General features: G+C 40.8%; 24 protein-coding genes. 18 read left to right on the top strand and 6 right to left on the bottom strand.

Annotation, left to right across the window (positions count from 1 at the left end; translation table 11 throughout):
- Positions 1–489: 489 nt before the first annotated feature.
- Positions 490–1,128 carry a TetR/AcrR family transcriptional regulator gene (locus BCV39_RS10150; RefSeq protein WP_055320036.1) on the bottom strand — a complete coding sequence of 213 codons (639 nt, stop codon included), beginning with the start codon at positions 1,126–1,128 and terminating at the stop codon, positions 490–492.
- 108 nt (positions 1,129–1,236) lie between these two features.
- Positions 1,237–2,400: a nucleotide sugar dehydrogenase gene (locus BCV39_RS10145; RefSeq protein WP_102432360.1), complete on the bottom strand. Its 1,164-nt coding sequence runs from the start codon at positions 2,398–2,400 to the stop codon at positions 1,237–1,239.
- Between the two features lie 151 nt (positions 2,401–2,551).
- Between BCV39_RS10145 and rfaD the strand changes: the two genes are divergently transcribed.
- The 13 genes from rfaD (at position 2,552) to BCV39_RS10080 (ending at position 16,056) form a co-directional block, all read left to right on the top strand.
- Entirely contained in the window at positions 2,552–3,493 is a 942-nt protein-coding gene (gene rfaD / locus BCV39_RS10140; RefSeq protein WP_102432359.1) for an ADP-glyceromanno-heptose 6-epimerase, read from the top strand.
- A gap of 140 nt (positions 3,494–3,633) precedes the next feature.
- Positions 3,634–4,587: a lauroyl-Kdo(2)-lipid IV(A) myristoyltransferase gene (gene lpxM / locus BCV39_RS10135; RefSeq protein WP_102432358.1), complete on the top strand. Its 954-nt coding sequence runs from the start codon at positions 3,634–3,636 to the stop codon at positions 4,585–4,587.
- Between the two features lies 1 nt (position 4,588).
- Positions 4,589–5,788, top strand: coding sequence for an O-antigen ligase family protein (locus tag BCV39_RS10130; RefSeq protein WP_102460923.1), 1,200 nt, complete (start codon positions 4,589–4,591; stop codon positions 5,786–5,788).
- Positions 5,781–6,533, top strand: coding sequence for a glycosyltransferase family 25 protein (locus BCV39_RS10125; RefSeq protein WP_102431738.1), 753 nt, complete (start codon positions 5,781–5,783; stop codon positions 6,531–6,533). The genes BCV39_RS10130 and BCV39_RS10125 overlap by 8 nt, the downstream gene beginning before the upstream one ends.
- Before the next feature lie 61 nt (positions 6,534–6,594).
- On the top strand, positions 6,595–7,698 hold the full coding sequence (locus BCV39_RS10120) for a polysialyltransferase family glycosyltransferase (protein WP_102460930.1): 1,104 nt from the start codon (positions 6,595–6,597) through the stop codon (positions 7,696–7,698).
- A gap of 47 nt (positions 7,699–7,745) precedes the next feature.
- Positions 7,746–8,936, top strand: a complete 1,191-nt coding sequence (locus BCV39_RS10115) for a UDP-N-acetylglucosamine 4,6-dehydratase (RefSeq protein ID WP_102460922.1) — start codon at positions 7,746–7,748, stop codon at positions 8,934–8,936.
- Between the two features lie 12 nt (positions 8,937–8,948).
- Positions 8,949–10,100 carry a LegC family aminotransferase gene (locus BCV39_RS10110; RefSeq protein ID WP_102432175.1) on the top strand — a complete coding sequence of 384 codons (1,152 nt, stop codon included), beginning with the start codon at positions 8,949–8,951 and terminating at the stop codon, positions 10,098–10,100.
- The gene (locus BCV39_RS10105) at positions 10,100–11,092 is read left to right on the top strand and encodes a GNAT family N-acetyltransferase (protein WP_102432176.1); all 993 of its coding nucleotides are present in this window, start codon (positions 10,100–10,102) and stop codon (positions 11,090–11,092) included. The genes BCV39_RS10110 and BCV39_RS10105 overlap by 1 nt, the downstream gene beginning before the upstream one ends.
- An 8-nt stretch (positions 11,093–11,100) precedes the next feature.
- Positions 11,101–12,102: an N-acetylneuraminate synthase gene (gene neuB / locus BCV39_RS10100; protein ID WP_102432177.1), complete on the top strand. Its 1,002-nt coding sequence runs from the start codon at positions 11,101–11,103 to the stop codon at positions 12,100–12,102.
- The gene (gene neuC, locus BCV39_RS10095; protein WP_102432178.1) at positions 12,102–13,265 is read left to right on the top strand and encodes a UDP-N-acetylglucosamine 2-epimerase; all 1,164 of its coding nucleotides are present in this window, start codon (positions 12,102–12,104) and stop codon (positions 13,263–13,265) included. Before neuB ends, neuC begins: the two co-directional genes overlap by 1 nt.
- Entirely contained in the window at positions 13,249–14,235 is a 987-nt protein-coding gene (locus tag BCV39_RS10090; RefSeq protein WP_102432179.1) for a pyridoxal phosphate-dependent transferase, read from the top strand. The genes neuC and BCV39_RS10090 overlap by 17 nt, the downstream gene beginning before the upstream one ends.
- 67 nt (positions 14,236–14,302) lie before the next feature.
- Complete coding sequence (locus tag BCV39_RS10085) at positions 14,303–15,364, top strand: nucleotidyltransferase family protein (protein ID WP_102432180.1); 1,062 nt, start codon at positions 14,303–14,305, stop codon at positions 15,362–15,364.
- On the top strand, positions 15,364–16,056 hold the full coding sequence (locus tag BCV39_RS10080; protein WP_102432181.1) for an acylneuraminate cytidylyltransferase family protein: 693 nt from the start codon (positions 15,364–15,366) through the stop codon (positions 16,054–16,056). The genes BCV39_RS10085 and BCV39_RS10080 overlap by 1 nt, the downstream gene beginning before the upstream one ends.
- Before the next feature lie 20 nt (positions 16,057–16,076).
- Here the strand turns inward: BCV39_RS10080 and BCV39_RS10075 are convergent, their stop codons facing one another.
- From BCV39_RS10075 to BCV39_RS10065, 3 genes are read right to left on the bottom strand one after another with little or no spacing between them, the layout of a single operon-like run.
- Positions 16,077–17,156, bottom strand: coding sequence for a glycosyltransferase family 4 protein (locus BCV39_RS10075; RefSeq protein WP_102432182.1), 1,080 nt, complete (start codon positions 17,154–17,156; stop codon positions 16,077–16,079).
- Positions 17,157–17,166: 10 nt separating this feature from the next.
- Positions 17,167–17,958, bottom strand: coding sequence for a glycosyltransferase family 2 protein (locus tag BCV39_RS10070; protein ID WP_102432183.1), 792 nt, complete (start codon positions 17,956–17,958; stop codon positions 17,167–17,169).
- A gap of 9 nt (positions 17,959–17,967) precedes the next feature.
- A complete protein-coding gene (locus tag BCV39_RS10065) occupies positions 17,968–19,014 on the bottom strand; it encodes a UDP-N-acetylglucosamine 2-epimerase (protein ID WP_102432184.1) in 1,047 nt (348 codons plus the stop codon).
- Positions 19,015–19,122: 108 nt separating this feature from the next.
- Between BCV39_RS10065 and waaA the strand changes: the two genes are divergently transcribed.
- Together waaA and BCV39_RS10055 are read left to right on the top strand one after the other, a co-directional pair.
- Entirely contained in the window at positions 19,123–20,397 is a 1,275-nt protein-coding gene (waaA, locus tag BCV39_RS10060) for a lipid IV(A) 3-deoxy-D-manno-octulosonic acid transferase (protein WP_102432185.1), read from the top strand.
- A 67-nt stretch (positions 20,398–20,464) separates the two neighbouring features.
- Positions 20,465–20,944: an acyltransferase gene (locus tag BCV39_RS10055; RefSeq protein ID WP_240698005.1), complete on the top strand. Its 480-nt coding sequence runs from the start codon at positions 20,465–20,467 to the stop codon at positions 20,942–20,944.
- A gap of 2 nt (positions 20,945–20,946) precedes the next feature.
- Here the strand turns inward: BCV39_RS10055 and BCV39_RS10050 are convergent, their stop codons facing one another.
- Positions 20,947–21,666, bottom strand: a complete 720-nt coding sequence (locus BCV39_RS10050; protein ID WP_102432187.1) for a 3-deoxy-D-manno-octulosonic acid kinase — start codon at positions 21,664–21,666, stop codon at positions 20,947–20,949.
- A gap of 96 nt (positions 21,667–21,762) precedes the next feature.
- Between BCV39_RS10050 and BCV39_RS10045 the strand changes: the two genes are divergently transcribed.
- The 3 genes from BCV39_RS10045 to BCV39_RS10035 all read left to right on the top strand — a co-directional run bounded on the left by BCV39_RS10045 (position 21,763) and on the right by BCV39_RS10035 (position 24,324).
- Positions 21,763–22,845, top strand: coding sequence for a glycosyltransferase family 9 protein (locus tag BCV39_RS10045; RefSeq protein WP_050652090.1), 1,083 nt, complete (start codon positions 21,763–21,765; stop codon positions 22,843–22,845).
- 1 nt (position 22,846) lies between these two features.
- Complete coding sequence (gene coaD / locus BCV39_RS10040; RefSeq protein ID WP_048663095.1) at positions 22,847–23,329, top strand: pantetheine-phosphate adenylyltransferase; 483 nt, start codon at positions 22,847–22,849, stop codon at positions 23,327–23,329.
- Positions 23,330–23,571: 242 nt separating this feature from the next.
- The gene (locus BCV39_RS10035; RefSeq protein ID WP_102432188.1) at positions 23,572–24,324 is read left to right on the top strand and encodes a glycosyltransferase family 25 protein; all 753 of its coding nucleotides are present in this window, start codon (positions 23,572–23,574) and stop codon (positions 24,322–24,324) included.
- Positions 24,325–24,342: the final 18 nt, after the last annotated feature.

Raw genomic sequence — 24,342 nt, 5'->3', positions numbered from 1 at the left:
CGAGATGCGAAGAGCTTAAAGCAGAATCGGGGGCGAATGTTCCAGAGACAGAAAGGTTAAGAGTAGGTTCGAGGAAAAGGTGCTAATTAATCTTGAGCAACCCAAAAGAGTTAAGAGGCCTTGAACTAGTCACTTACAAAACCTCGTCATTCCAGAATTGAGGAACGAAATATCTGGAATCTCAGTCTCATATATTATTTGTCATGTTTAATTCACCACACCACAAAGATTCCCTATCGCGCTCGTACCTCGCTGTAGGGAGTGACGTCGCTATTTACAATGCGTGATGAAGACATCGATACGAATAACGCTAACCAAGAGCTTTAGAAAGCGAGTGCAGTAATCGTATTAATGAGTAACCACCGCTCTTCGTATCTCGAATCTCGGTTACTCGCATCTGCTTTTAAACTTTTCGTTTACTCGTATCCCGTTACTCGAATCTGCTCTTTCCCGATTTTCGTTACCCGTATCTCGCTTACTCGTCTCTTTCTACTTAGAGTTCAACGCCCTTACACCATCTTCCAACAGTGTCAGCTGCTCAAAACCTTGGGCAGTCGCAATGGGCTTCACAGTCGCGATCATCTGCAGCATTCCTTGATGAACAACTTGCTCAGTAATTTGAGCTTTAGGAGACATCGCAGACTGATAAGCTAACCAACCCGATGCGATCAAGTGAAGAGAAGTGACCATCGATTTCATTTCCGAATCCGTTGCTTTAAGCAAGTTCAACTCAACAAAGGCTCTCATAATATCGACAAGGTTGGTTTGCAACTTTTCTTGTACGGCCATGTAATCAAGGTGGAGTTTTTCATCACGTGACAATATTTCAGGCAGATTCGCATAGAAGAATCGGTACTTCCACATCAGTGTGAAAATAGAATCTAAGTAGCGCTTTAGTAGCGTGAGACTTTCTTGTTGTCCTTGGATTGGTGTAAACCGTTCGAGCAACTCTGTTGAATAGAGAGTAAAGATATCACGGACAATTTCTTGTTTGTTGCGGAAGTGGTAGTAGAGGTTGCCAGGGCTAATCTCAATATGTTCAGCAATATGATTGGTCGTAATACTACGCTCGCCGTGCTCATTAAAAAGCTCTAGAGCAGCGTAAACAATCTTGTCACGTGTTTTCATTAGTTATTAGTATCCCTATCCGTTTAGAGGTTCAGTATATCGCCACTAAACGGATAGATCGAGCTGTTAACATCTGGTCTAATTAGCATTAGCTAAACTAGAACCAGATTAATCACTGCCAAAGAGGTCTCGCGTGTAAACCTTATCTGCAACGTCAGCGATCTCTTCTACCATTCTGTTAGATACAATCACATCTGATACGGCTTTGAACTCTTCTAGGTCAGAATAAACCTTCGAGTTAAAGAAATGCTCTTCCTCTAACACAGGTTCGAATACGACCACTTCAATACCTTTAGCTTTCAAACGCTTCATGATGCCTTGAATCGAAGAAGCACGGAAGTTGTCCGAACCAGCCTTCATGATCAAACGATAAATACCGACAATTTTAGGTGAGCGTTTGATAATTGAGTCCGCGATAAAATCTTTGCGAGTGCGGTTAGCATCGACAATGGCACCGACAATGTTGTTTGGTACATCTTGATAGTTAGCTAACAGCTGTTTGGTATCTTTCGGTAAGCAGTAACCACCATAGCCAAATGAAGGGTTATTATAGTGATTGCCAATTCGAGGATCTAAACCAACGCCTTCGATGATCTGACGAGAATCCAAGCCGTGCGCTTCGGCGTAAGAATCGAGCTCATTGAAATAAGAAACACGCATCGCTAGGTAGGTATTTGAGAATAGTTTTACCGCTTCCGCTTCTATGGAATTAGTAAATAGCACGTCGATATTCTCTTTTTCTGCACCTTCAACAAGAAGATTAGCAAACACTTTAGCGCGTTCAGAGCACTCACCAACGATAATACGTGATGGGTGTAGGTTATCGTACAGGGCTTTGCCTTCGCGTAAAAACTCAGGTGAGAACATAACGTTTTCACAGTTCAGTTCTTGCTTAACGCGCTCAGTATAACCAACAGGCACCGTTGATTTGATCACCATGACAGCATTTGGATTGATATCCATGACGTCTTTAATGACCGATTCTACAGAACTGGTATCAAAATAATTATTTTTTGGATCATAATCGGTTGGAGTAGCAATGATGACAAACTCAGCATCTTTGTAAGCCGCTTTATCTGTTGTCGCCCTGAAATTCAGCGTCTTAGTTAATAGAAAGTGCTCAATCTCATTATCTACAATCGGCGACTGCTTATTATTCAGCATTGTCACTTTTTCATCGATGATATCTACCGCGACTACTTCATGATGTTGTGCTAACAGCATTGCGTTTGATAGACCTACATACCCAGTACCGGCTACTGCAATCTTCATGATAATACCTATAGTTTTGAGTAATTAACTCAACATAATTTATAACTTAGCTTGCCGTATCATACTCTGGTTGGGGAATTATTCCACTAGCCCGCTTTATCCATTCCTTGCTATACTCGTGACAGTTTTTTATTCAGAAGAGTTAGAAATTATGATTATCGTAACTGGTGGTGCTGGCATGATTGGCAGCAATATTGTTAAGGCGCTAAATGAAGCGGGCCACAACGATATTCTGGTCGTCGACAACTTAAAAGATGGTAAGAAATTTAAGAACCTTGTAGACCTAGACATCACTGATTACATGGATCGTGATGATTTTCTAACTCAAGTTATGGCTGGTGATGATTTCGGTCATATTGAAGCTATTTTCCATGAAGGTGCATGCTCTGCTACCACTGAGTGGGACGGCAAATACATGATGCTTAACAACTATGAGTACTCAAAAGAGCTACTTCATTACTGTGTTGAGCGTGAAATCCCTTTCTTGTATGCATCTTCAGCTGCGACTTACGGTGAAACCGATACTTTCATTGAAGAGCGAGAGTACGAAGGAGCATTGAATGTCTACGGCTATTCAAAACAACAATTTGATAACTACGTTCGCCGATTAACCGCGGATGCTGCAGCGCATAACGAAACGCTTCCACAAATCGTTGGCTTCCGTTACTTCAATGTTTATGGTCCACGCGAGCAACACAAAGGCAGTATGGCATCGGTAGCATTTCACCTAAACAACCAAATGAACGCCGGTGAAAACCCCAAGTTGTTCGCCGGTAGTGAAACCTTCAAGCGTGATTTTGTATATGTTGGTGATGTAGCAGCAGTAAACCTATGGTTTCTAGAAAACGGTGTTTCAGGTATTTTCAACCTAGGTACAGGTAACGCAGAGTCTTTTGAAGAAGTCGCAAAAGCAGTCATCAAGCACCATGGTAAAGGCGAAATTGAAACGATTCCTTTCCCTGAGCATTTGAAAGGCGCTTATCAAGAGTTTACTCAAGCTGACTTAACCAAGCTTCGCAATACAGGTTGCGATATCGAGTTTAAAACAGTGGCAGATGGCGTTGCTGAGTACATGAAGCTCGTAAACGCATAGCTGTAAGCTTTATATTTCAGATTAAGACTATTAGTACATCCTATTTTTGTGGTGCATTATTAGATAATCTAGTAAACATAATCATTCCCCGAGTGACCGATATAAAGTTAACTCTCTGATTTAAATAATGTAGTGAACGAATGACCACACAACGCAATGATTTTGATCCAAAAGCTTACAATCCTGAGTTTGAATGGGGATTTCTAGCACCTAAATACTGGGGCACTTGGATTGCTGTTCTGTTATCGTCTTTAGTCTGCTTCTTACCTAATAGCATTCGTTTAGCACTCGCTAAATTTATGGCTAAGCAAGCTGTAAAAATCAAGAATAAGGCTAACCGCCGAGCTCGCGTAAACCTTGAGATGTGCTTTCCTGAGCAATCTGTGGATCAGCGCGAAGAAACTCTTTATCAGTCATACGTTACATCTATATCGTTTTTGATGGGCTTTGCTTCACTGACACTAAAGAGCAAAGATTGGTTAGAGAGCAATACCTCGATTAACGGCTTGAGCAACCTAACCGATATTACGGACAGTGGCGAGAATGTGATCTTGCTGGTGCCACACACATGGGCTATCGATATCCCCGCGGTATTATTAGCATCACGCAATTTACCTGTGTCTGCGATGGCGAAAGCACAAAAAAACAAACTCAGTGACTGGCTAATGCACCGACAGCGCGTGCAATATGGTGGTCGTGTTTACGACCGTAGCGGAGGCATCAAGCCTTTCATCAAGTCAGTACGTGATGGGTACCTGGGTTACTATCTCCCTGATGAAGATCTTGGTCGTGAACATAGTGTCTTCATCGATTTCTTCGCGACTCAAAAAGCAACAATTTCAGGCCTCGGCCGCCTCTCAAAACTTAGTAAGGCCAAAATCGTTCCTTTGTTTGCTCAATACGATAGCAAGACCGGCCAATACACGTTGGATTTTCACCCTGCACTACCCTTCCCAACAGGAAGCGAAGAGCAAGACGCTCGCATGATGAATCAATGCATTGAAGATTACGTGAGTAAGAACCCAGAACAATATATGTGGATCTTGAGACTTCTTAAGACTCGTCCGGACAGTAATGTAAACCCGTACTCATAATATGAATTTATATAAAAACATTCTTAAAACCCTTATACTTGCTCCTTACTTTTTTGCTTTTTCGGGCATGCTAATCATTCCGAATGGTGATAAGAAAATGGCTATATTTCTAATCATTGGCTCTTTGGCTAGCTTGTTTTTTTCTAAAATCAACAATATCAACCTAAAAGATCGCTTGTATAATCCATATCTAATTATTGTTATATTAGTAACATCATATAGTATATTCAGTTATTACACTCACGGTGCAAGCTCTAGAGAAATGAGGGCGTTAATCGTTACATCTATATTTCTAGCTTTTTACCCTCTGAAAGAAATAAAAAACAACCTGCTAATTTCATTATTATTCACAGGCAGCTTAGTTCTATTTTTAAATAGTTTTTATTACCATCAAATTTTAGGTTACAGTAGATTTTCTGGATATATAAACCCAATTCCATACGCAACTATATGTGCAATAATTGGTTCTATAGCATACTCATTAATATTATCAAGTTCTGATATTAAAGAAAGATTGATATGCACACTATCTTTACTACTTGTTATTTACCCTTTAATAACAAGCGAATCGCGAGGAGTGTGGTTAGCTCTTGTTTTTTCTATAACTTTAGTATCTTTACGCCATATATCACATAAAAATCTCACAAAAAAAACAATAACCAATCTGATTATTCCTATATTAATAGTATCTATTGGATCTTTAACATTACTAAAAGACAATATAGAGTTAACAATTAAAAAAACTCAATCAGAGATACATCAAATAGAGTCTGGTGAGTTAAATAATTCCATAGGATTAAGATTTCAAATGTGGTTAGCAGCTCCAAGTTTAATAAAAGACAATATCATACTAGGCAGTGGCGATAAGCATCAATTAGAAATAAAACAACTCTATGATGACGGAAAAATATCTTCCTCGTTATATGAATTTAACCCAACACACTATCACAACCAATTTTTAGACAAATTTATAAAGTCTGGGATTGTTGGGTTAATTATGTTAATTGCACTGATGATATATCCAGTGATAATTAGTCATAAACTATCAACACGTAAAGAAATGCTAGTTCTTAGTATTGTATCAGTGATATTCATAGCATCACTGTCTGATGTACCGCTCAATCACCCGCAACCTTTAATACTATTCTTGTTACTATTGTTTCCTATTTGCTCAAGATGTAAGAGAGTTTCCAATGACTAAAATCTTTGTCATAAATTTAGAATCTTCCACAGAGAGAAAAGAGAACATTAGTCGTCAATTAGACGAGCTATCCCTTCCTTTCGAGCTATTTTCTGCCGTGGATGGCAGAACATCACCTCCTCACCCGTTACTCAATCGTTACAATGATGACTTAAGTCAAACATACCGAGCAAAGACACTTAATGCAGGACAACTAGGGTGCTATGCAAGCCATTTTTTATTATGGGAAAAGTGTGTTGAACTCAATCAGCCAATAATCGTAATTGAAGATGACGCTCTTTTATTTAAAGAGGCATTTATTAATTTCATTCAAGATACCCGAGCTATACCAGAATCTGTAGAGTGCATTCGATTATTTAGAAATAAGCGTCGTAAATATGATTCTTACGAAGTGTTCGGAGCTAAATCTACCAGCATTCATAAGTTCACTAAAGGACACATGAGTGCAACAGCCTATTTCTTAAGACCTTCAGGGGCGAAAAAATTCCTTAAACACTCAAAAGAATGGTATATGGCAGTAGATATTTACATGGATCGATTCTGGCAAAACGATGTTGAGTGCTATGGCACTGCGGTACCCTGCTTAACGAATGACCCAAAGTTTGATTCTGATATCGGATATGAAAAGCGCACCAGAACAAGAAGCTTCTTCAAGAAATTTAAGCGTGAGTGGTTCAATTTAAACGAAACCATTCAGCGTCATCTACATAATATAAAATTCAAAATCAGTATAAAAAAACAATGAACTTTATGAAGTTAGAATGCTCTTATGCATACAAATTGACACGCAGTCGATCGAGGTAACTATGGCAGATGACATTTCAAATCTATATATGTGCTCTACGGTAAGGCATGTCATGCTAAGTGTTTTTCATGCTGTTGAGTCAAATAAAAATTCAACTATTGTATTGTTTAATGACTACCAAAGTATTCCCTCTACACTTATAAATACATCTAACTTGCCAAGCAATATTAAAATTGTATTGGCTAGTAGAGATGAATTAACATCCGTAATAAAACAAAAAGGTCTAATTGGCAAGTTTATACTCAAGTCATCTATACTAGGCTTTCGTATCCCTGACTTTCTAAAGAGAACATTAATTTCATATATTAATGCCTATGAAGAAAAAATATTTCTAGATTTAGTTAGTTATGAACTTTTTGTTTTCAATGATGACAATAAAATGTCTAGATTGTTTAGATTACTGGTTCCCAACTATAAGATGATTGAAGATGGAATGAGAAACTATATTGAAATACCTATTCATAGTCCAATAAAAAAAATATTTAGAAAATTAAAGGGCTACCATTCAAAGACAATGATCATGGGAGAGAAAAATGAGTGTCTAGAAATTCACCTTCTTTCACCCGATAAATCACCATCACAAATACATAGAAAAGTACAAAAGCTTAATATTTCACAATCAACATATGCGACAGACCTATTATCAAAAATATTCCAAGTCGATAGTTACACACACGAAAAAAGAACTATAATTCTCGCCACTCAACCAACATCTAAAGAAAACAATTTACGATTCAAAGATATAAACTTTGTCAAAAAAGTTTATCAAAACATTTATAAACAGGCAGTCAATGCAGGTTATAATGTTGTTTTAAAACTCCACCCATCAGAGCCAAAAGACGATTACAACAAATTCTTTGAAGGTGTTGAGCAATTACCACCTAAGCTTCCGGTTGAGCTATTCCTGATGTTGTCCGATAAGAAGATTGGGATTGTGTCGTTATTCTCATCCGTTGGTATGGGGCTGGAAGAATACTGTGACGTTTTTCAGATATTGAAACAAGAAGAAATAGCCGAAACAATCGATACAATTGTAAGCTTTGAGAAAAACCCTGCAGAATTAGACCTCAGGATTAAGCAAGTTTTACAAAAATTTGAATTATAATTACCTAAATTAATTATCCAATTAAGTTCAACATAAAGAGTAACTCGATGACTAATGCCTTATCACTAATCGGTCGTACGGAGATGCTGTTCAATTCTGATATAAAACAGCATCACAATGAACTAGCAGACATAATATCAAAATCTAGCTTTCTTGTTTTAGGTGGAGCAGGCTCAATTGGCCAATCTGTAACTAAAGAAATTTTTAAACGTAGCCCGAAGAAGCTGCATGTTGTTGATATTAGCGAAAACAACATGGTTGAACTGGTTCGTGATATTCGCAGCTCATTTGGGTACATCGATGGTGATTTCCAAACATTTGCCTTAGATATTGGCTCTCTCGAGTATGACGCGTTCATCAAAGCAGATGGTAAGTTTGATTATGTGTTGAACCTATCAGCACTTAAGCATGTTCGAAGCGAGAAAGATCCCTATACATTGATGCGAATGATCGATGTAAACGTGTTTAATACAGATAAAACCATTCAACAGTCTATTGATGCTGGCGCTAAAAAGTATTTCTGTGTATCAACAGACAAAGCAGCGAACCCAGTCAATATGATGGGCGCATCAAAGCGTATTATGGAGATGTTCCTAATGCGTAAAAGTGAACAAATGACTATCTCAACAGCGCGCTTTGCCAATGTTGCGTTCTCAGATGGTTCACTACTGCATGGTTTCAATCAGCGTATTCAAAAACGCCAACCTATCGTGGCTCCAAACGATATCAAGCGTTACTTCGTGACCCCTCAAGAGTCAGGTGAGCTATGTCTAATGTCTTGTATCTTTGGTGAAAATCGTGACATTTTTTTTCCTAAGTTGAGTGAAGCACTTCATCTTATTTCGTTTGCTGATATTGCCGTGAAATATTTAGAGCAACTTGGCTATGAGCCTCACTTGTGTGAAACAGAAGAAGAAGCTCGACAATTGGCTCATACACTTCCTGAACAAGGAAAGTGGCCCTGCCTGTTCACAGCAAGCGATACAACGGGTGAGAAAGACTTTGAAGAGTTTTTTACGGATAAAGAAGAGTTGGACATGTCTCGCTTTGCAAATCTTGGAATCATTAAAAACGATCCACTTTATGATCAAGAATTACTCACCTTATTTGAAGACAGCATTTTGGGTATGAAAGGCGAGAAAGCTTGGACTAAGGATCAAATCGTAAAACTCTTCTTTACCATGATCCCTGATTTTGGACACAAAGAAACGGGTAAATACCTCGATAGTAAGATGTAAGCGGAGTAAGTAATGAAAGCGACATCTATTGTTGAATTTGTTAGAGATACTTATAAAACTAATGAATTCATTCCGTTGCACGCACCAACGTTTAATGGCAACGAAAAAGCCTATGTTATGGAAACGATTGAAAGTACTTTTGTTTCTAGCGTTGGTAAATTTGTTGATGATTTTGAGCGAAAGATTGAAGCGTATACAGGTGCGGCTAAAGCGGTAGCGACAGTCAATGGTACTGCAGCATTACATGCGGCCTTGTACATGGCTGATGTTCAACGAGGAGACCTTGTTATTACACAAGCTCTGACTTTCGTTGCAACTTGTAACGCTCTTTATCATATGGGTGCCGAGCCTATTTTTGTGGATGTTTCTCCTGTGAGCTTAGGCCTATGCCCTAAAGCTGTAGATGCATTCTTAAGTGAGCATGCTGAAGTAACCAATACGGGGTGTATTCACAAGAATACAGGCAAACGAATTAAAGCGGTTGTCCCTATGCATACCTTTGGCCACCCTGTAGAGCTTGATGAGCTGGTTGCAGTTTGCCTGAACTGGAATCTTGTTTTAGTAGAAGATGCAGCAGAAAGCCTAGGTTCTTTCTATAAAGGTAAGCACACCGGTACTATTGGTGATGTGAGTGCAGTCAGCTTCAATGGCAACAAAATCATTACCACTGGTGGTGGCGGTATGGTTCTATGTAAAACTCAAGAACTAGGAGCACGAACCAAGCATGTCACTACGACAGCGAAAGTGCCTCATCCTTATGAATTTTTCCATGATGAGCCAGGTTTTAACTACCGCATGCCAAATCTGAATGCAGCGCTTGGTTGTGCGCAGATGGAAGTGATTGAGCAATACCTTATTCAAAAACGCAGTCTTGCTAATCAATACATAAGCCTGTTTGAAGGCACTGACATTAAGTTTGTTGTCGAGCCCAAGTACGCTAAATCCAACTATTGGTTGAATGCCATTATTTGTCCTGATGTTGAATTTCGTGAACATATATTGCAGGAAACGAATGCTGCTGGTGTCATGACTCGCCCAATCTGGAAGTTAATGCATCGTTTACCAATGTTTGAAAATGCCATGTGTGGCGATCTAACTCAGTCTGAGTTTATTGAAGCGCATTTGGTTAATTTACCTAGTACTCCAATTCTTAGAGCTGAATGATGACGAATATTACCATTACAGATTTGCCGTCAGACATATACTACCAGCGAGAATACTCTGCGCTATATGAAGGCGATGGTGAACATTTTGAATTTCAGTATGGTGAGGATAGCTCTTATGTTTGGTTTAGTGCTTTAAAACGTCCAATCCGAAGTGTTGCAGGGCAGACCATCAGCGAAGAGTTGTATGACTTAGAAACACCTTACGGTTACGGAGGTCCAATTTCTAACTCTTCAGATACGTTATTTTTACAGCGTGCATTTAGTGCTTACAGAGAGCATTGCAAAGCTCAGAACATTGTGTGCGAGTTCATCCGTTTTCACCCTTTTAATACTGTCGGTGAAATGCCGTCGTTATTTGACATGCATTTCCCTGAGCGCCAAGTCGTTATTGTTGACCTAGAAAAGAACACAGAAGAGCGCCGAAAATCATACTCAAAAACAACAAGAAACATCGTTAAGAGAGCTGAGAAAAACTTATCTGTCGATACAACATCAGTACAACTCTCTGATTTTATGGAGATGTACTACGAAACAATGAATAAAAACTCAGCCAGTGACTTTTTTTACTTCCAAGAAAACTACTTCAATGATTTGAATGCTTTAGATGGTGTGTCTTTACTCGCCACAAAGAAAGAAAGTACATATGCTTCAGTGGGCTTTTTCATGTGTGGTAAAGAACTCGCGCATTACCACTTGTCTGCCAATAATCAGGACATCGCTAAGGAAAATGGCAATTATTTGCTACTTGATGCCGCTTTTGAGCATGCTAAAAGCCAAGGTTGTCGTTACATGATGCTAGGTGGAGGTCGAACATCTTCTCCTGACGACAGTTTGTTCAAGTTTAAGTCGAAATTCTCTCCTTTAACGATGCCATTTTATATTGCGGGGTTAGATTTCTTACCCGAAAAGCGCCAGATGTTGAATCAAATGTGGATTGATCAAAGTAAAGATTCTACTACTCCGAAATTATTCCAGTTATACCGAGCTTAGAGGTAACTATGACAAACAATATTTTTATTATCGCAGAAGCGGGTGTCAATCATAATGGTGACATTGGTCTAGCTAAGAAGTTGATTGATGCAGCGGTAGAGGCTGGGGTTGATGCTGTAAAGTTCCAAACTTGGAAAACGGAGTTGCTCGTCACTGAAGATGCTCAAATGGCTGAGTATCAAGTGGAGAATACTCAACGAGAAGAAACTCAGTTTGAAATGCTCAAACGTCTTGAATTGAGCTACGATGATTTTGCTGACTTAAAAGCATACTGTGACGCGAGAGCGATCACCTTTATGTCGACACCTGATGAAGAACAGAGCGCAACGTTCCTTAATGAACTACAAGACGTCTTCAAAATTGGCTCCGGGGAGTTAACTAATACGCCGTTCCTACGTCATATTGCTGGTTTTAAAAAGCCCGTAATTCTCTCTACTGGGATGGGTTACTTATATGAAGTGGAGCATGCGATCAACACGCTTGTTGAAGCCGGTTTATCACTTGCAGATATTACAGTACTTCACGCCACTACAGACTATCCGACATCACCAGAAGACGTAAACTTAACAGCAATGTTAACGATTCAGAAAGCATTCCCTGGCGTTACCGTTGGGTACTCAGATCATACCTTAGGTATTGAAATCCCAATTGCCGCAGTGGCTATTGGGGCAAAAGTTATCGAGAAGCATTTTACTCTAGACAACAAAATGGAAGGTCCAGACCACAAAGCAAGTCTAGAACCTCATGAGCTGTCGGATATGGTAACCGCTATTCGCAACATAGAAAAAGCGATGGGATCTGGTTGGAAAGTACCAACCAAAACGGAAAAAGCGAACCGCGATATTGTAAGAAAGAGCATTATTGCAGGTAAGGCGATTTCTGCCGGACAAGTTATCTCAGCAGAGATGCTTGAAATCAAGCGCCCAGGTAACGGTATTTCTCCAACTCGATGGGATGAAGTCGTTGATTCAATAGCGAAGAAAGATTACCAAGTTGGGGAACTGATCTGATGCGTAAGATATGTGTAGTCACGGCGACAAGAGCTGAATACGGATTGTTAAAGTGTTTACTTGAAGATATTCAAAATGATTCAGTACTTGAGCTTCAACTAATCTCAACAGGTAGTCATCTATCTCCAGAGTTTGGTTTAACGAATCAGCAAATTCTTGATGATGGATTTGTCGTGAATAAGACAGTAGAAATCCTTCTTTCCTCGGATACTCCGGTTGGAGTTAGTAAGAGCATGGGCCTTGCGCAAATCAGCTTTTCAGAGGCGTTTGATGAGTTAAAGCCCGATATTGTTGTCGTATTAGGGGATCGTTATGAACTGGTCCCTATCGTTTCTGCGGCAAATATTGCCCGTATTCCCGTTGCGCACTTGAGTGGTGGAGAGCTTACCGAAGGTGCAATCGATGAATTAATTCGTCATGCCATTACTAAGTTATCCCAACTACACTTTACTGCGATGGATGAGTATTCCACTCGAGTTATTCAGATGGGTGAGCTGCCAGAACGTGTATTCACCGTCGGAGAAGTCGGCCTTGATAACTTACTTCGTATGCAGTTGATGTCGAAAGATGAGTTTGAAAACTCCATATCTTGTAAATTAAAAGAGCGGAATTTACTTTTCACTTATCACCCTGAAACTACACAAGATATCGCAGAAGTCGAAAGAGATTTTCGAGAGATCCTTAGTGCATTAGACACTTTGGAGCATACGTTAGTCATCTTCACTAAGGCGAATGCTGACGTAGGTGGTCGATTGATAAATAAGATGATAGATAAGTATGTCGCTGAAAACACTGAGAAAGCGATTGCATTTACCTCTCTAGGACAACTTCGTTATTTGTCAGCGTTGCAGTATATGGATGCTGTAGTAGGAAACTCTTCGAGTGGTATCGTGGAAGCTCCGTCGTTCAAACTCGCAACTATTAACATTGGTAACCGTCAAAAAGGGCGTGTGAAAGCCAATAGCACAATTGATGTTAGTGTAAACAAGGCTGATCTCACTTCGGCATTAGCTGAGGTTTATACTCCGGAGTTTATGGCATCTTTAAAGCATATCGTGAATCCTTACGGGCGTGGAAATAGCTCTGAAAAAGTGGTGCAAACTCTTAAAACCGTTGAACTAAGCAGTTTAAAAACAAAGCAATTTTATGATGTTAAGTACTGAACCTAAAATGGTCGGCGGAGAGCAAGAACTTGAGAGTGAAGGTCTTTTCTATGGTGTAACCAATAGTGGACGCTCATCATTAAGGTGGGCTATTCGCTCTATGTCTCTTCAACGAAAGAAGGTTCTTGTTCCGGATTTCGTGTGTCAGATAGTTGTTGATGTCTTACTTGAATTTAATATTGATGTACAATTTTATCAGGTTCGAGAAGATTTTGAATTTGAACTGCCCAACGAACTGGGAAGCATCAGTGCCATATATCTCGTGAAGTATTTTGGCCACGAGAGTCACTCCTTCGACAAGCTAATTAAAAGCACGGATACACCACTCATTATCGATGACGTGTTTGGTATTGAAGCGCCTAAAATTCCTGCTGAAGTGCCATGGTGCTACTTCAATAGTTTAAGAAAAATTACAGCTGTAGCTGACTTTAGCCAGTTAGTGTCGAGTACACCACTAACAGAACTACGCAAAGAGCGATTACCTGATTTTTCTACTCTTAAGTACAAAGCTAAATCTGCTAAATATCAATACCTTAATGCTTCAGTGGGAAAAGAGAGTGATTACCTATCACTCTTTTCCAGTGCGGAGAGCTTACTTGATGAATGTTCTGGAGTGTATGAGCCAGAAGACAGAAGTGTATTCTTAGCTTGTCAGTTTTCCCTTCATTACCGAAATGAACAGAAAGCCCGAGTTGAGAACTTGAGAGTTGCTAAAGCGGCGCTCGATTCAGAGCAGTTCATAGACATTAATGCAAACTTCCCATCTTTCTTGCCATTATCATTAGTGAATCGCGATAAAGTTCGAAAGGCATTGATGGGGCATTCTATCTTTTTAGCTGTTCATTGGCCAAAAAGCAGGCAAGCGCCGAGTTCACTGTGTGACACTATTCTGTCATTACCGCTAGATAGTCGCTACACGACGGAAGACATCAAGCGTATATGTGATTTGATAAAGAAATTTGAGAAATGAATCAAGAAAAATTAGAAATCGAACCGATAAAAATAAATAAATATGTAAAGTGGACTGGTGATTGCCTATGAGTCATGATTGGAAAAATGTGCAGCTAGTACCGTCATCAACAATTCTAGATGCGCTGGATATTCTTGATAAAGAAGCATTACGTGTTGTTCTGGTCATCAATGACAAAGGTTGCCTCATCGGCGTTGTGACTGATGGAGATATTCGTAGAGGTTTATTGAATAAACTCTCATTAAACGATGAAATATCGACAGTTATGAATACATCTCCAATCACGGCAACTCTTGGAACCTCAAGAGAACAGCTTATTGAATTGATGGAACTAAAAGGTATTTTGTCAATTCCGTTAGTGAGTGAGAGTGGGGTTGTCGTTGGTTTAGAGACGCTTCAGGATATATTAAGTCAACCTTTGGTGAAAAACCCTGTCTTTATTATGGCTGGCGGCTTTGGTACCCGCCTAAAACCTCTTACAGACAATTGCCCTAAGCCAATGCTAAAGATCGGTGATAAACCAATTCTTGAAACGGTGATACGAAGCTTTACTAAAGCGGGTTTCGTTAACTTTTATATCTCTACGCATTATATGCCCGAGCAAATTCAAAACCACTTTGGCGATGGTAGTGATTTAAGCATTAACATCACCTATGTCCATGAGAATGAACCGCTAGGAACCGGTGGCGCATTAGGCTTATTACCTGATAACCTACCTAAAGACCTGCCTCTCATTATGATTAATGGAGATGTTCTAACAAAGGTAGATTTTCAACGCTTGTTAGAGTTTCATATAGACAATAACGCTGATGCAACAATGTGTGTCCGTGAATACGACTATCAAATCCCTTACGGTGTGATAAATGGGGAAGGGAACAAAATAACGAGTATGGTCGAAAAACCAATACAACGTTTTTTTGTGAATGCTGGGATTTATGTAGTCTCGCCTCAAGTCATTGATTCTGTGCCAAAGAACCATCGTGTAGATATGCCTACGTTGTTAGAGCAACATATGAATACACGCAACAATGTATTGATGTTTCCAATCCACGAGTATTGGTTAGATATTGGCCGCATGGACGATTTCAATCGAGCGCAGGCTGATATCCATAGCTTAGAGATGTTCTAATGATTCACACTAAAAAAGTATTGGCGATTATCCCAGCCCGCGGTGGCAGCAAACGACTACCAAGAAAAAACGTGCTGCCTTTAGCTGGAAAACCATTAATTGGGTGGTCAATTGATGCAGCGAAAAACAGTAAATATATCGATCAAATATTCGTTAGCACTGATGATAAGGAGATCGCGGATGTCTCTTCCCGATTTGGTATCGATGTTCCAGAACTAAGACCTGACCACTTAGCATCAGATACCGCGACGACAGAGAGTGTTCTAACTTATACGTTAGAACAGTTTGGAAATGACATAGATATAATTGTACTGCTTCAACCAACATCTCCGTTGCGGACAGCTCAACATATCGATGAAGCATTGGATCTATTCATTGAAAAACAGGCTTTCTCTGTAATTTCCGTTACACCATGTGAACACCCACCGCTTTGGGCTAACACGCTTCCAGAAGATGGCACAATGGGAGACTTTATTCGCCCAGAAGCATTAAAGCGATCTCAAGATTGCGGGGATTTCTTCCGATTCAATGGAGCTATTTACATCTTTGATGTTCGAAAGTTTAAGGAATACGGCGAAATTAGATACACAGAGGAATCCTTTGCCTACGTGATGGAAAATAGAGTTTCTTTTGATATTGACCAACAATTAGATTTTGAGCTTGCCGAATTTTTTATAAACAAAGAGGGCTAAATAGCCCTCCTCACTTTATATTATTGCTTAAGTAACTTCTCAAAAAATTCTAGATGCTTCTTAACCGTCACTCGTGAACTGAAGCTTTCATCTAGCCGATTCTTAGCCGCTTCGCTCATTGTTGTGCACTTTGCCTTATCTTGTGCGAGCTTGTCCATTGCCTCACCCAAAGCTTTTGCGTCTCCCGTAGGGACGATATAACCCGTTTCACCATCTACAACGAGTTCAGGGGCACCGCCAGTGGTCGTAACTACAGAAGTTGTGCCATTTGCCATTGCTTCAACAATCGTACGCGGTAGTCCTTCTCCGCTGGTCGATGGCTGAACTTGAAAATCTGCCATACACATGATCGAAGGGATGTCAGTACGATGACCAATGTAGTGAATTCGCTCACTCATAGGGCTCGCTTTCATCTCATCAAAGTGAGGCTCATAGCCGCTGCCCGCTAAGATCAAATGGAAGTTCGGTGCAGTAATGTATTTGGTCGCCTCAAGTAAAACAGATATACCTTTACTTGGCCTTACATGCGCTGCAGTAATCGCGACGACATCATCTTCATTCAAACCAAACTCGGAGCGCTCAGTTGGTGGTACTTTATACCAATCCAATTCATGCCCTTTGTATATGGTAACAACGTTATCTTTGTTCTTCCAAACGCGCTTCACCACATCTTGTCGAACCGCTTCTGAAACACAAACTATGCCATCTACACGAGGATGCAGCTGAGTTAGGTAAGCACTTGGGTCATGTCGATACAGCCCTCCTGTAGTACCTCGATAAACAACCAACTTAACGTCAAAACCAATACACGCAAAAGCTGCATTGGGGATTGTCTTAGAGTTAAAAGCATAGCAGATGTCGTAATTATGCGTTCTTAACTCATGACGGATCTTTTTAATGGTATCAAAACAAATTTTACGCTTCGGGTAACCATCGACTACTCGGATACCGTGCTCTTCTAGCTTAGATACGTGCTCAGATTCTCCCTGAGTCATGATCGTCACTTGATGCCCTTGACTAGCTAGCTCGATAAAAATCGCAGCTTCTGGACGCAAACTGTTCCATGCATGTAAGTAAGATGCACAAACTAAAATCTTCATCTATCGGTTCCTATTTAGCTTGGTCTGTTGAACGGTCTTCTGAGCGATTTTCAAGAATCCACAAACCGACGTATTTATTGAAATTCACTTGAGCGTAAGTCATAGCCATAATGAAACCGACACTGCCATCCATAAAACCACGACGGATAATATACACTAAGAAGAACGTCCATATAGCTCGTAGTAGAGCGAGGAATAAGCCGTGTGACTTCTTGCCTTTACGGTGGTATTTTTGAGATCCAAGCCAAGCATATTGCGCTGCTTTATCTAAGCCGTGACCATAATCACGATGGGTGTAATGAAGAAGAAAACCCTTCAATACTCCTGTAGAGCCTTGCTCAGGAACGACAGTCTCGTGAACTTCATCAAGCGTATAACGAGAACCTTCTCTCTTGAACAATCTTAAGACTGCGCGAGCGCTACGGCCATATTTGAGCGTTGTGCCATAAAGGGTCACTCCCCAAGGCAGTTTATACGCTGTATGTTTGATTTGATCTTGCTTTAATAGTGCCACAAGAGCATCACTCATCTCTTTATCTAGAGCTTCGTCAGCATCAATTGATAGCACCCAATCACATGTCGCTTTATCTAGAGCTCGCTGCTTTTGCTTACCAAAGCCAGGCCAATCAGTGATTGTCACGTTATCTGTATATTTTTGGCATATTTCAACTGTTGCATCTGTTGAGCCACTGTCTAAAACAATCAGTTCATCGGCGATATCAACAACAGATTTAAGGCAAGTTTCAATTCGGTCTTCTTCATTCTTGGTAATAACAATGACAGACAGGGTATGTTTTCTCATTATTCAGCCCTAGAATTTCCAATAGTTTAATGATTTACGGATTTTAAAGTTACGAATCCAGTTTTTTGGCTTTTTATCCTGCCAACCACTTTCTAGCACATCCGTAATAGCACTCAGAACCCTAGCTGAGGATTGCCCATCAAGATATGGCGTTATTGACGGACCATAATTAGCGATGGCTTTGTCTCTTGCGTCATCCGGTAGCATCGCTTGTTGAATTGCTGATTCTAACTGCTCTGCTTGGGTAATATTGATGAAGCTCGCTTGTGGGTTTCGATTATTGACCGTAACAACCGGCTTATTGAGCAACAAAAATTCCTGAAATATCGATGAGTTGTCACATACCATCACATCAGCACGATGCTGCATTTCAATCACTTGGTCATTATCGAAAAAGAGAAGGTTATCCCCTTCCAGTGCTTGATATTTCGTTCTCGTCTCTTGATTCATTTTCGGATGAAGAGTCACCAACCATTGCCACTGGCTCAGTTGGCTTAGGCACTTAAGCTCTTCATAAACCAATTCAGCACACGATAAGCTTGGCGAAAAAGTGGAAGCGAATAGAATTTGAGGTCTTTCAAAACGGCTCTCGCTAGCTTGGTAATTAAACAAGCTGTCTAGCTTCAACCATCCGGTCTCTTTTACTTGAAAATAGCCGCGCTGTTTAGCTAGTGGTTCCAATGAACTCGTTCTTTCATGGCCTTCTGTGCAATACAAATCAAATAGACCACGCTCAGGATATAAGTTCCCTCGTTTACTCTCATTCAAACCGTGAAACACTTGCACCTTCAACCCTGGAATAAAAGCAGGAACGCGATCTCCGGGTACTAATACAGCAGAAGGATTATAGGCAACAGCTTCCGCCAAAGACACACGCTGCTCTTGCTCTAATAAAAGATGTTCAGAAGCATCCTCACCTACGAGCAACCACTTTACGTCATGGCCAAGTTGCTTCGCGTAGTTATAAAATGGACGAAGGATAGCAAATGAGTAGTTTTGCTCGACATAGAGCAAAAAACGATAGGATTGAATAAGCGATGAGATAGAGTTCACCATTTCCGTTTAAAAGTGTCACTAAGCATTTAATTATAACGCTCTTTACTTTCGAGATTGAAGAAAATACTCTTCTGATTACTGAATTTACCCTCTGGTGTCACTGTTCTTATGCTTATACGACTTATATACACTCTTATATTGTCATTGGCCTCTCCACTGCTTCTCTATGGGCTTTATAAGAGCAAACCCGGAAAGCCAAATTTTGGTAAGCGCTGGAAAGAACATTTCGGTATCACACCGCAAACTCAAGGTAAAAGCCCTATCTGGATTCATGCCGTGTCGGTGGGTGAATCTATTGCTGCGATGCCTGTCATTAAACAATTGAAGCTGCGAGATCCAAATCAAGCCATCATTGTTACCACGACAACCAGCACAGGTGCTGAGCAAATAGACAAGCTTGGTGATTTGGTCGAACATCGCTACATGCCGATTGATTTTTCTTGGTGTGTACGAGGCTTCCTTAAATCAGTAAAACCAAAGCAAATGTTGATTATGGAAACAGAGCTTTGGCCAAACACGTTGCATTGCGTCGCGAAAGCTGGGATTCCTATTTCAGTACTCAACGCTCGTCTATCAGAACGCTCGTGCCAGCGCTATGCTAAATTCCAATCCGTTTTTGACCTCTTAGCCAAAAACCTCTCTCAAGTACTTTGCCAATACCCAGGTGATGCTGAGCGTTTTATACGATTAGGGTTAGATAAAGCATCTGTGCATGTGACTGGGTCGATCAAGTTTGATATTGAAATCTCAGCTGAACAAGTATCAAAAAGCAAAGCGTTACGTGAACAAATTGGCTTTGAACGCTGTGTATGGATAGCTGCCAGCACTCATCAAGGCGAAGATGAAATTATCTTAGACGCTCATAGGCAACTTCTTAAAGACAACCCTAGTGCGCTACTGATGATCGTGCCTCGCCACCCAGAGCGATTTAACCAAGTGACGGAACTGGCTAAACAACACCAATTCAACACCATCACTCGAATGAGTCAGCAGCCAATCACCTCTGATATTGAAGTGTATATTGCGGATACGATGGGAGAAATGTTGGTATTACTTGGCGGATCTGATGTCTGTTTTATGGGAGGAAGCCTTGTGGGCGATAAGGTCGGTGGCCACAATCTTCTAGAGCCTGCGGCCCTGCAGTTACCTTTACTCAATGGTCCTAGTTACTTTAACTTCAGCGAGATCACAGACAAACTGCTTGAAGCTCAAGCCGTCACTATTTGCCAAAACAGCAATGAAATTGCACACCAACTCAAAGAGCTGTTCACCCAACCTAACTTACGTAAAGAGAAAGGCTTAGCGGCTTATCAAGTGGTCGAGCAGAACCGAGGGGCTCTAGGCAAAACCTTAGATATTATAATTTTTAACCAACCTACTTAGTAGCACGCAAAGGAAATAATGATTATAGTTTGGTCAGGTTTTAAATTTTTGAGGTTATATGTTCTATATGATTGGTTCTGCTCTATTTCGAGCACTAGAGAAAGCACATATCAAAGAGAAGGAAGCGAAATATAAAAGGCGCTACTCTATTGATAGTACATTTGATTTGAAACGAAGCCACGTTAGGTTTTATGGAAAAGGCGACATTATTGGTGGTGCTGAGTCTTATGTTGGCCACAACACAGCAATACAAGCGATGCCTGGTTATACAGTAAAAATAGGTAAAAGGACTCGTATTAGCCACAACGTCAGAATGTACACTTCATCAACAGAAACTCAACAAGATTTCACGCAACGTCCTCTAAAAAACTATTTTGGTAATATTGATATTGGCGAAGGGGTCTGGATTGGAGCTAATACTGTAATCCTCCCAGGAGTAACAATCGGTAGCAATGTTGCCATTGGAGCCAATAGTGTAGTCACAAAAGATATACCTTCAAATACTGTTTACGGCGGTGTACCTGCTAAATTTATAAAAAACAAATAGTTTTATTCATTTGCCTTGTAGCCCTGAACTAAATACTCCCAATCTGACACCTGCCACTGAATCTGGCGCTTGTGCACTTCCTTTAAAAACGAGCGCTTTAAGCGATTCAAGTTACCTTCCTTCCAGCCATCACCCGCCTGCTGGCCACACTTATCAAAGTCAATGATCCACACCCTTTGCGAGTCATCAAGCAGGATATTATGGATGTTGAGATCAGTGTGATTAACGCCAGCATCGTGCATTTTGCGGATCTCTTGGCCAATTCGACGATAAACATCCGCATCTATCGGGCCATTGACCAATACATCAACCAGGTCCTTGGCTTTGGGAATTCGTTCAGACATTAAGTCGGCTCGATAAAGTAGTCCGCTTTTAATTGCTCTAGCAGCAATAGGCCTAGGGACATTCACACCTGCGTTTGCCAATGCTTTGAGAACATTAAGCTCCATCGCACAGCGCGTACTTTCCCAATCCGAGAAACGATATTGGTCTTCAACGAGTTTGCCAAATAACCCACCACGACGATAGTGACGCAACGCGGCTTGCATTCCATCAAGTTGAATAAACCAGGTGGTACCACGCCCCTGCGCACTCCCTGAAATAGCCTCACGTTGCTGCCAGTATTGTGCCTCAAAGATCTGAACCATCTCATCCTCCGGCACTTGCGCCAGAAGTTCAGGGTCATACCAAATTGTTTGGTTCTTGGTGCTAATCGTTTCCATCTATGAGGCCTTTGGGTCGCTTTTCGTCATTGCTATTTTACAACTAATGCGAGTATCTGCATAATTCTGATGTTATTCACTTTTTTCGGGCACTTTATGTCACTGTTCTCAACTGCACCTCAATCTCTTTGCATACTTCGCCTCTCCGCGATTGGTGATGTTTGTCATGCTATTTCTGTGGTTCAAGCCATACAGAAGCAGTGGCCTGAAACGAAAATCACTTGGATAACCGGGAAAATAGAAGCCATGCTGATCGGCGACCTGCCTGGTATTGAGGTGATTGTTTTCGATAAGAAACAAGGCTTCAAAGGGATGCGTGAATTATGGCTTCAGCTATCTGACCGTAAATTTGATGCACTTCTGCATATGCAAGCCGCACTCAGAGCTAGTGTGCTATCTTGGGGGATAAAGGCAAAGTGCAAAGTAGGATTTGGCAAAGATCGCACTCGTGAAATGCAGTCACTCTTTACTAATCGCCATCTACCTATTTCAGATAAGTTTCATGTTTTGGATAACTTTGCCGAATTTGCTCGCTACATTGGTGTCCCCTTCGATAAGCCTCAATGGGATATTCCTTTAACACCGGAAGACGAACAGCTGGCCATCGACACCATGACAGAGAAACCAACCTTGGTTATCTCCCCTGCCGCAAGCAAGGATTCGCGTAACTGGTTGACTAATCGATATGCAGCTATTGCCGATTACGCTACAGAAAAAGGCATGCAAGTGGTACTTTGTGGCTCTCCTGCTCCACGAGAAGTAAACCTTGGTAAGGACATCGAAGCGCTATGCCAATCTCCTGTCATCAATTTAATAGGCAAAACCAACTTAAAGCAGCTCACCGCCGTACTCAAGCATGCAACGGTGGTATTGGCACCTGATACTGGTCCAGCCCACTTGGCAACGACACAATCAACCCCGGTAATTGGCTTGTACGCACATAGCGATCCTCGTAGAACTGGCCCTTACAACGATCTGGATATCGTGGTCAGCGTGTATCAACAGCACGTAGAGGCGCAACAAGGGAAACCGGTTCAAGACCTTCCGTGGGGAACTCGAGCAAAAGGCGATGATTTAATGAAGGACATCACCGTCGATATGGTAAAGCAAAAACTCGACAAAGCCTTAAACTCTATTAAAACACCGAACCCGAACACTACATTAAGCAAGGACAGCTAATATGACCACACACGTTATCTACCCTGGTACTTTTGATCCGGTAACCAATGGTCACCTCGATATCATCGTCCGTGCAGCGAGCATGTTTGATCATATCACTGTAGGAGTAGCCGCGAGCCCAAGCAAAAAAACCATGTTTAAGTTAGATGAACGAGTAGAGCTGTTGCGTGATGCTGTGTCTCACTTACCTAACGTGTCTGTTGAGGGGTTCTCTGGGTTACTGGTCGACTTTGTCAAACAACAGAAAGCTAATGTGCTGGTACGCGGCCTCAGAACGACCATGGATTTTGAATACGAATTCGGTCTCACGAGTATGTACCGAAAACTCCTGCCCGGCCTTGAAAGTGTGTTTCTAACCCCTTCAGAAGAGTATGCCTTCCTCTCTTCAACTATTGTTCGTGAAGTCGCTATACACGGCGGGGATATTAGTCAGTTTGTGCCACAAAAAGTTGCAGCTGAAATCAAAATAAAAACAGCTAAGTAATATTCTCTTCAAAACAAAAATAGCGCTCAGTGAGCGCTATTTTTTTGTTAATACCTATAACTTAGTCCCTCCTAGCACAGTCGCTCTGACACTACAGAGCCTATAACAGTCAATCAGCCGTACTGCCTCAACATTCTTGAAGCCCGTCACAACCATAATCGCTAAATAAGTGAACCGTCATTACAAAAAGCGAGGCGAGTGATAACATAGTTCACTATAAATAAACACATCAATATAGCTCTATGAAATCATACTGTATTACCTTAAAAGCGAATCATTGTAGACAAAAATCAACAGCCGACGCCCTCAAGGATGTTCAGGTTGATTTTGAGTTTTTTATTGGAGTGGATGCACGAACCGATGAACACCCTCTACTAGCAAGAATTCACGATAGAGCTTTTTTACATAATATGGGTAGGCCGCATGCAATTGGAGAAGTTGGATGTTATGCAAGCCATTACCTTATTTGGCAAAAATGTATAGAGCTCAATGAGCCAATTTTAGTCTTCGAAGATCATGCCGAGATTGATACCGACACTTTTCGTAATACTCTGACTATCGCCGAGCAGCATATTAATCAGTGTGGTTTTATTCGCTTACAAGACAGTAAGAACAAACTACATTACTCCGTTGATAGGCACGATACCCAACATCTTGTAAAGTATTTGAAAGTTCCTCAAGGAACCGCCTGTTACGCTATATCTCCCAAAGCTGCACAAGCTTTCATCGAACAAAGTTCAACGTTCAATTATCCTGTCGATGTCTTCCTACGGAATACTTGGGTTCACAAGCACCCCATGTTTGGTGTTTCTTCTGCGGGATTACAACGTAGTAAACAGCCGTCAATTATTGGTAGTCGTAAACATAAAGGCAGAAAAGACTATTCTGTCGCCTTTATGAAGATTGTGAACAAAATAAAAAGTATGACGTTCAACTTATCAACAAACCTTTACCACCTTGTAGTTCTAGATAAAGAGTTCAGACCAAAGCTCTAAAGATAGGAAAGTAAAACA

Origin of the sequence: Vibrio sp. 10N.286.55.E10, assembly GCF_002872555.1 — a bacterium.
In the GTDB taxonomy this organism is placed as follows: Bacteria; Pseudomonadota; Gammaproteobacteria; order Enterobacterales; family Vibrionaceae; genus Vibrio; species Vibrio crassostreae.
The sequence above is the reverse complement of the archived record's forward strand: the minus strand, read 5'-3'. Positions and strand labels throughout refer to the sequence as shown.

Excerpts from the sequence above, each read along its gene's own strand:
- BCV39_RS10045 (WP_050652090.1), top strand. The coding sequence starts at position 21,763 with ATGTCACTGTTCTCAACTGCACCTCAATCTCTTTGCATACTTCGCCTC.
- coaD (WP_048663095.1), top strand. The coding sequence starts at position 22,847 with ATGACCACACACGTTATCTACCCTGGTACTTTTGATCCGGTAACCAAT.
- neuB (WP_102432177.1), top strand. The coding sequence starts at position 11,101 with ATGACAAACAATATTTTTATTATCGCAGAAGCGGGTGTCAATCATAAT.
- BCV39_RS10055 (WP_240698005.1), top strand. The coding sequence starts at position 20,465 with ATGATTGGTTCTGCTCTATTTCGAGCACTAGAGAAAGCACATATCAAA.
- BCV39_RS10105 (WP_102432176.1), top strand. The coding sequence starts at position 10,100 with ATGACGAATATTACCATTACAGATTTGCCGTCAGACATATACTACCAG.
- rfaD (WP_102432359.1), top strand. The coding sequence starts at position 2,552 with ATGATTATCGTAACTGGTGGTGCTGGCATGATTGGCAGCAATATTGTT.
- BCV39_RS10115 (WP_102460922.1), top strand. The coding sequence starts at position 7,746 with ATGACTAATGCCTTATCACTAATCGGTCGTACGGAGATGCTGTTCAAT.
- BCV39_RS10050 (WP_102432187.1), bottom strand. The coding sequence starts at position 21,666 with ATGGAAACGATTAGCACCAAGAACCAAACAATTTGGTATGACCCTGAA.
- BCV39_RS10075 (WP_102432182.1), bottom strand. The coding sequence starts at position 17,156 with ATGAAGATTTTAGTTTGTGCATCTTACTTACATGCATGGAACAGTTTG.
- BCV39_RS10085 (WP_102432180.1), top strand. The coding sequence starts at position 14,303 with ATGAGTCATGATTGGAAAAATGTGCAGCTAGTACCGTCATCAACAATT.
- lpxM (WP_102432358.1), top strand. The coding sequence starts at position 3,634 with ATGACCACACAACGCAATGATTTTGATCCAAAAGCTTACAATCCTGAG.
- BCV39_RS10125 (WP_102431738.1), top strand. The coding sequence starts at position 5,781 with ATGACTAAAATCTTTGTCATAAATTTAGAATCTTCCACAGAGAGAAAA.
- waaA (WP_102432185.1), top strand. The coding sequence starts at position 19,123 with ATGCTTATACGACTTATATACACTCTTATATTGTCATTGGCCTCTCCA.
- BCV39_RS10145 (WP_102432360.1), bottom strand. The coding sequence starts at position 2,400 with ATGAAGATTGCAGTAGCCGGTACTGGGTATGTAGGTCTATCAAACGCA.
- BCV39_RS10120 (WP_102460930.1), top strand. The coding sequence starts at position 6,595 with ATGGCAGATGACATTTCAAATCTATATATGTGCTCTACGGTAAGGCAT.
- BCV39_RS10150 (WP_055320036.1), bottom strand. The coding sequence starts at position 1,128 with ATGAAAACACGTGACAAGATTGTTTACGCTGCTCTAGAGCTTTTTAAT.
- BCV39_RS10110 (WP_102432175.1), top strand. The coding sequence starts at position 8,949 with ATGAAAGCGACATCTATTGTTGAATTTGTTAGAGATACTTATAAAACT.
- BCV39_RS10090 (WP_102432179.1), top strand. The coding sequence starts at position 13,249 with ATGATGTTAAGTACTGAACCTAAAATGGTCGGCGGAGAGCAAGAACTT.
- BCV39_RS10080 (WP_102432181.1), top strand. The coding sequence starts at position 15,364 with ATGATTCACACTAAAAAAGTATTGGCGATTATCCCAGCCCGCGGTGGC.
- BCV39_RS10130 (WP_102460923.1), top strand. The coding sequence starts at position 4,589 with ATGAATTTATATAAAAACATTCTTAAAACCCTTATACTTGCTCCTTAC.
- BCV39_RS10065 (WP_102432184.1), bottom strand. The coding sequence starts at position 19,014 with ATGGTGAACTCTATCTCATCGCTTATTCAATCCTATCGTTTTTTGCTC.
- BCV39_RS10035 (WP_102432188.1), top strand. The coding sequence starts at position 23,572 with ATGAAATCATACTGTATTACCTTAAAAGCGAATCATTGTAGACAAAAA.
- BCV39_RS10070 (WP_102432183.1), bottom strand. The coding sequence starts at position 17,958 with ATGAGAAAACATACCCTGTCTGTCATTGTTATTACCAAGAATGAAGAA.
- neuC (WP_102432178.1), top strand. The coding sequence starts at position 12,102 with ATGCGTAAGATATGTGTAGTCACGGCGACAAGAGCTGAATACGGATTG.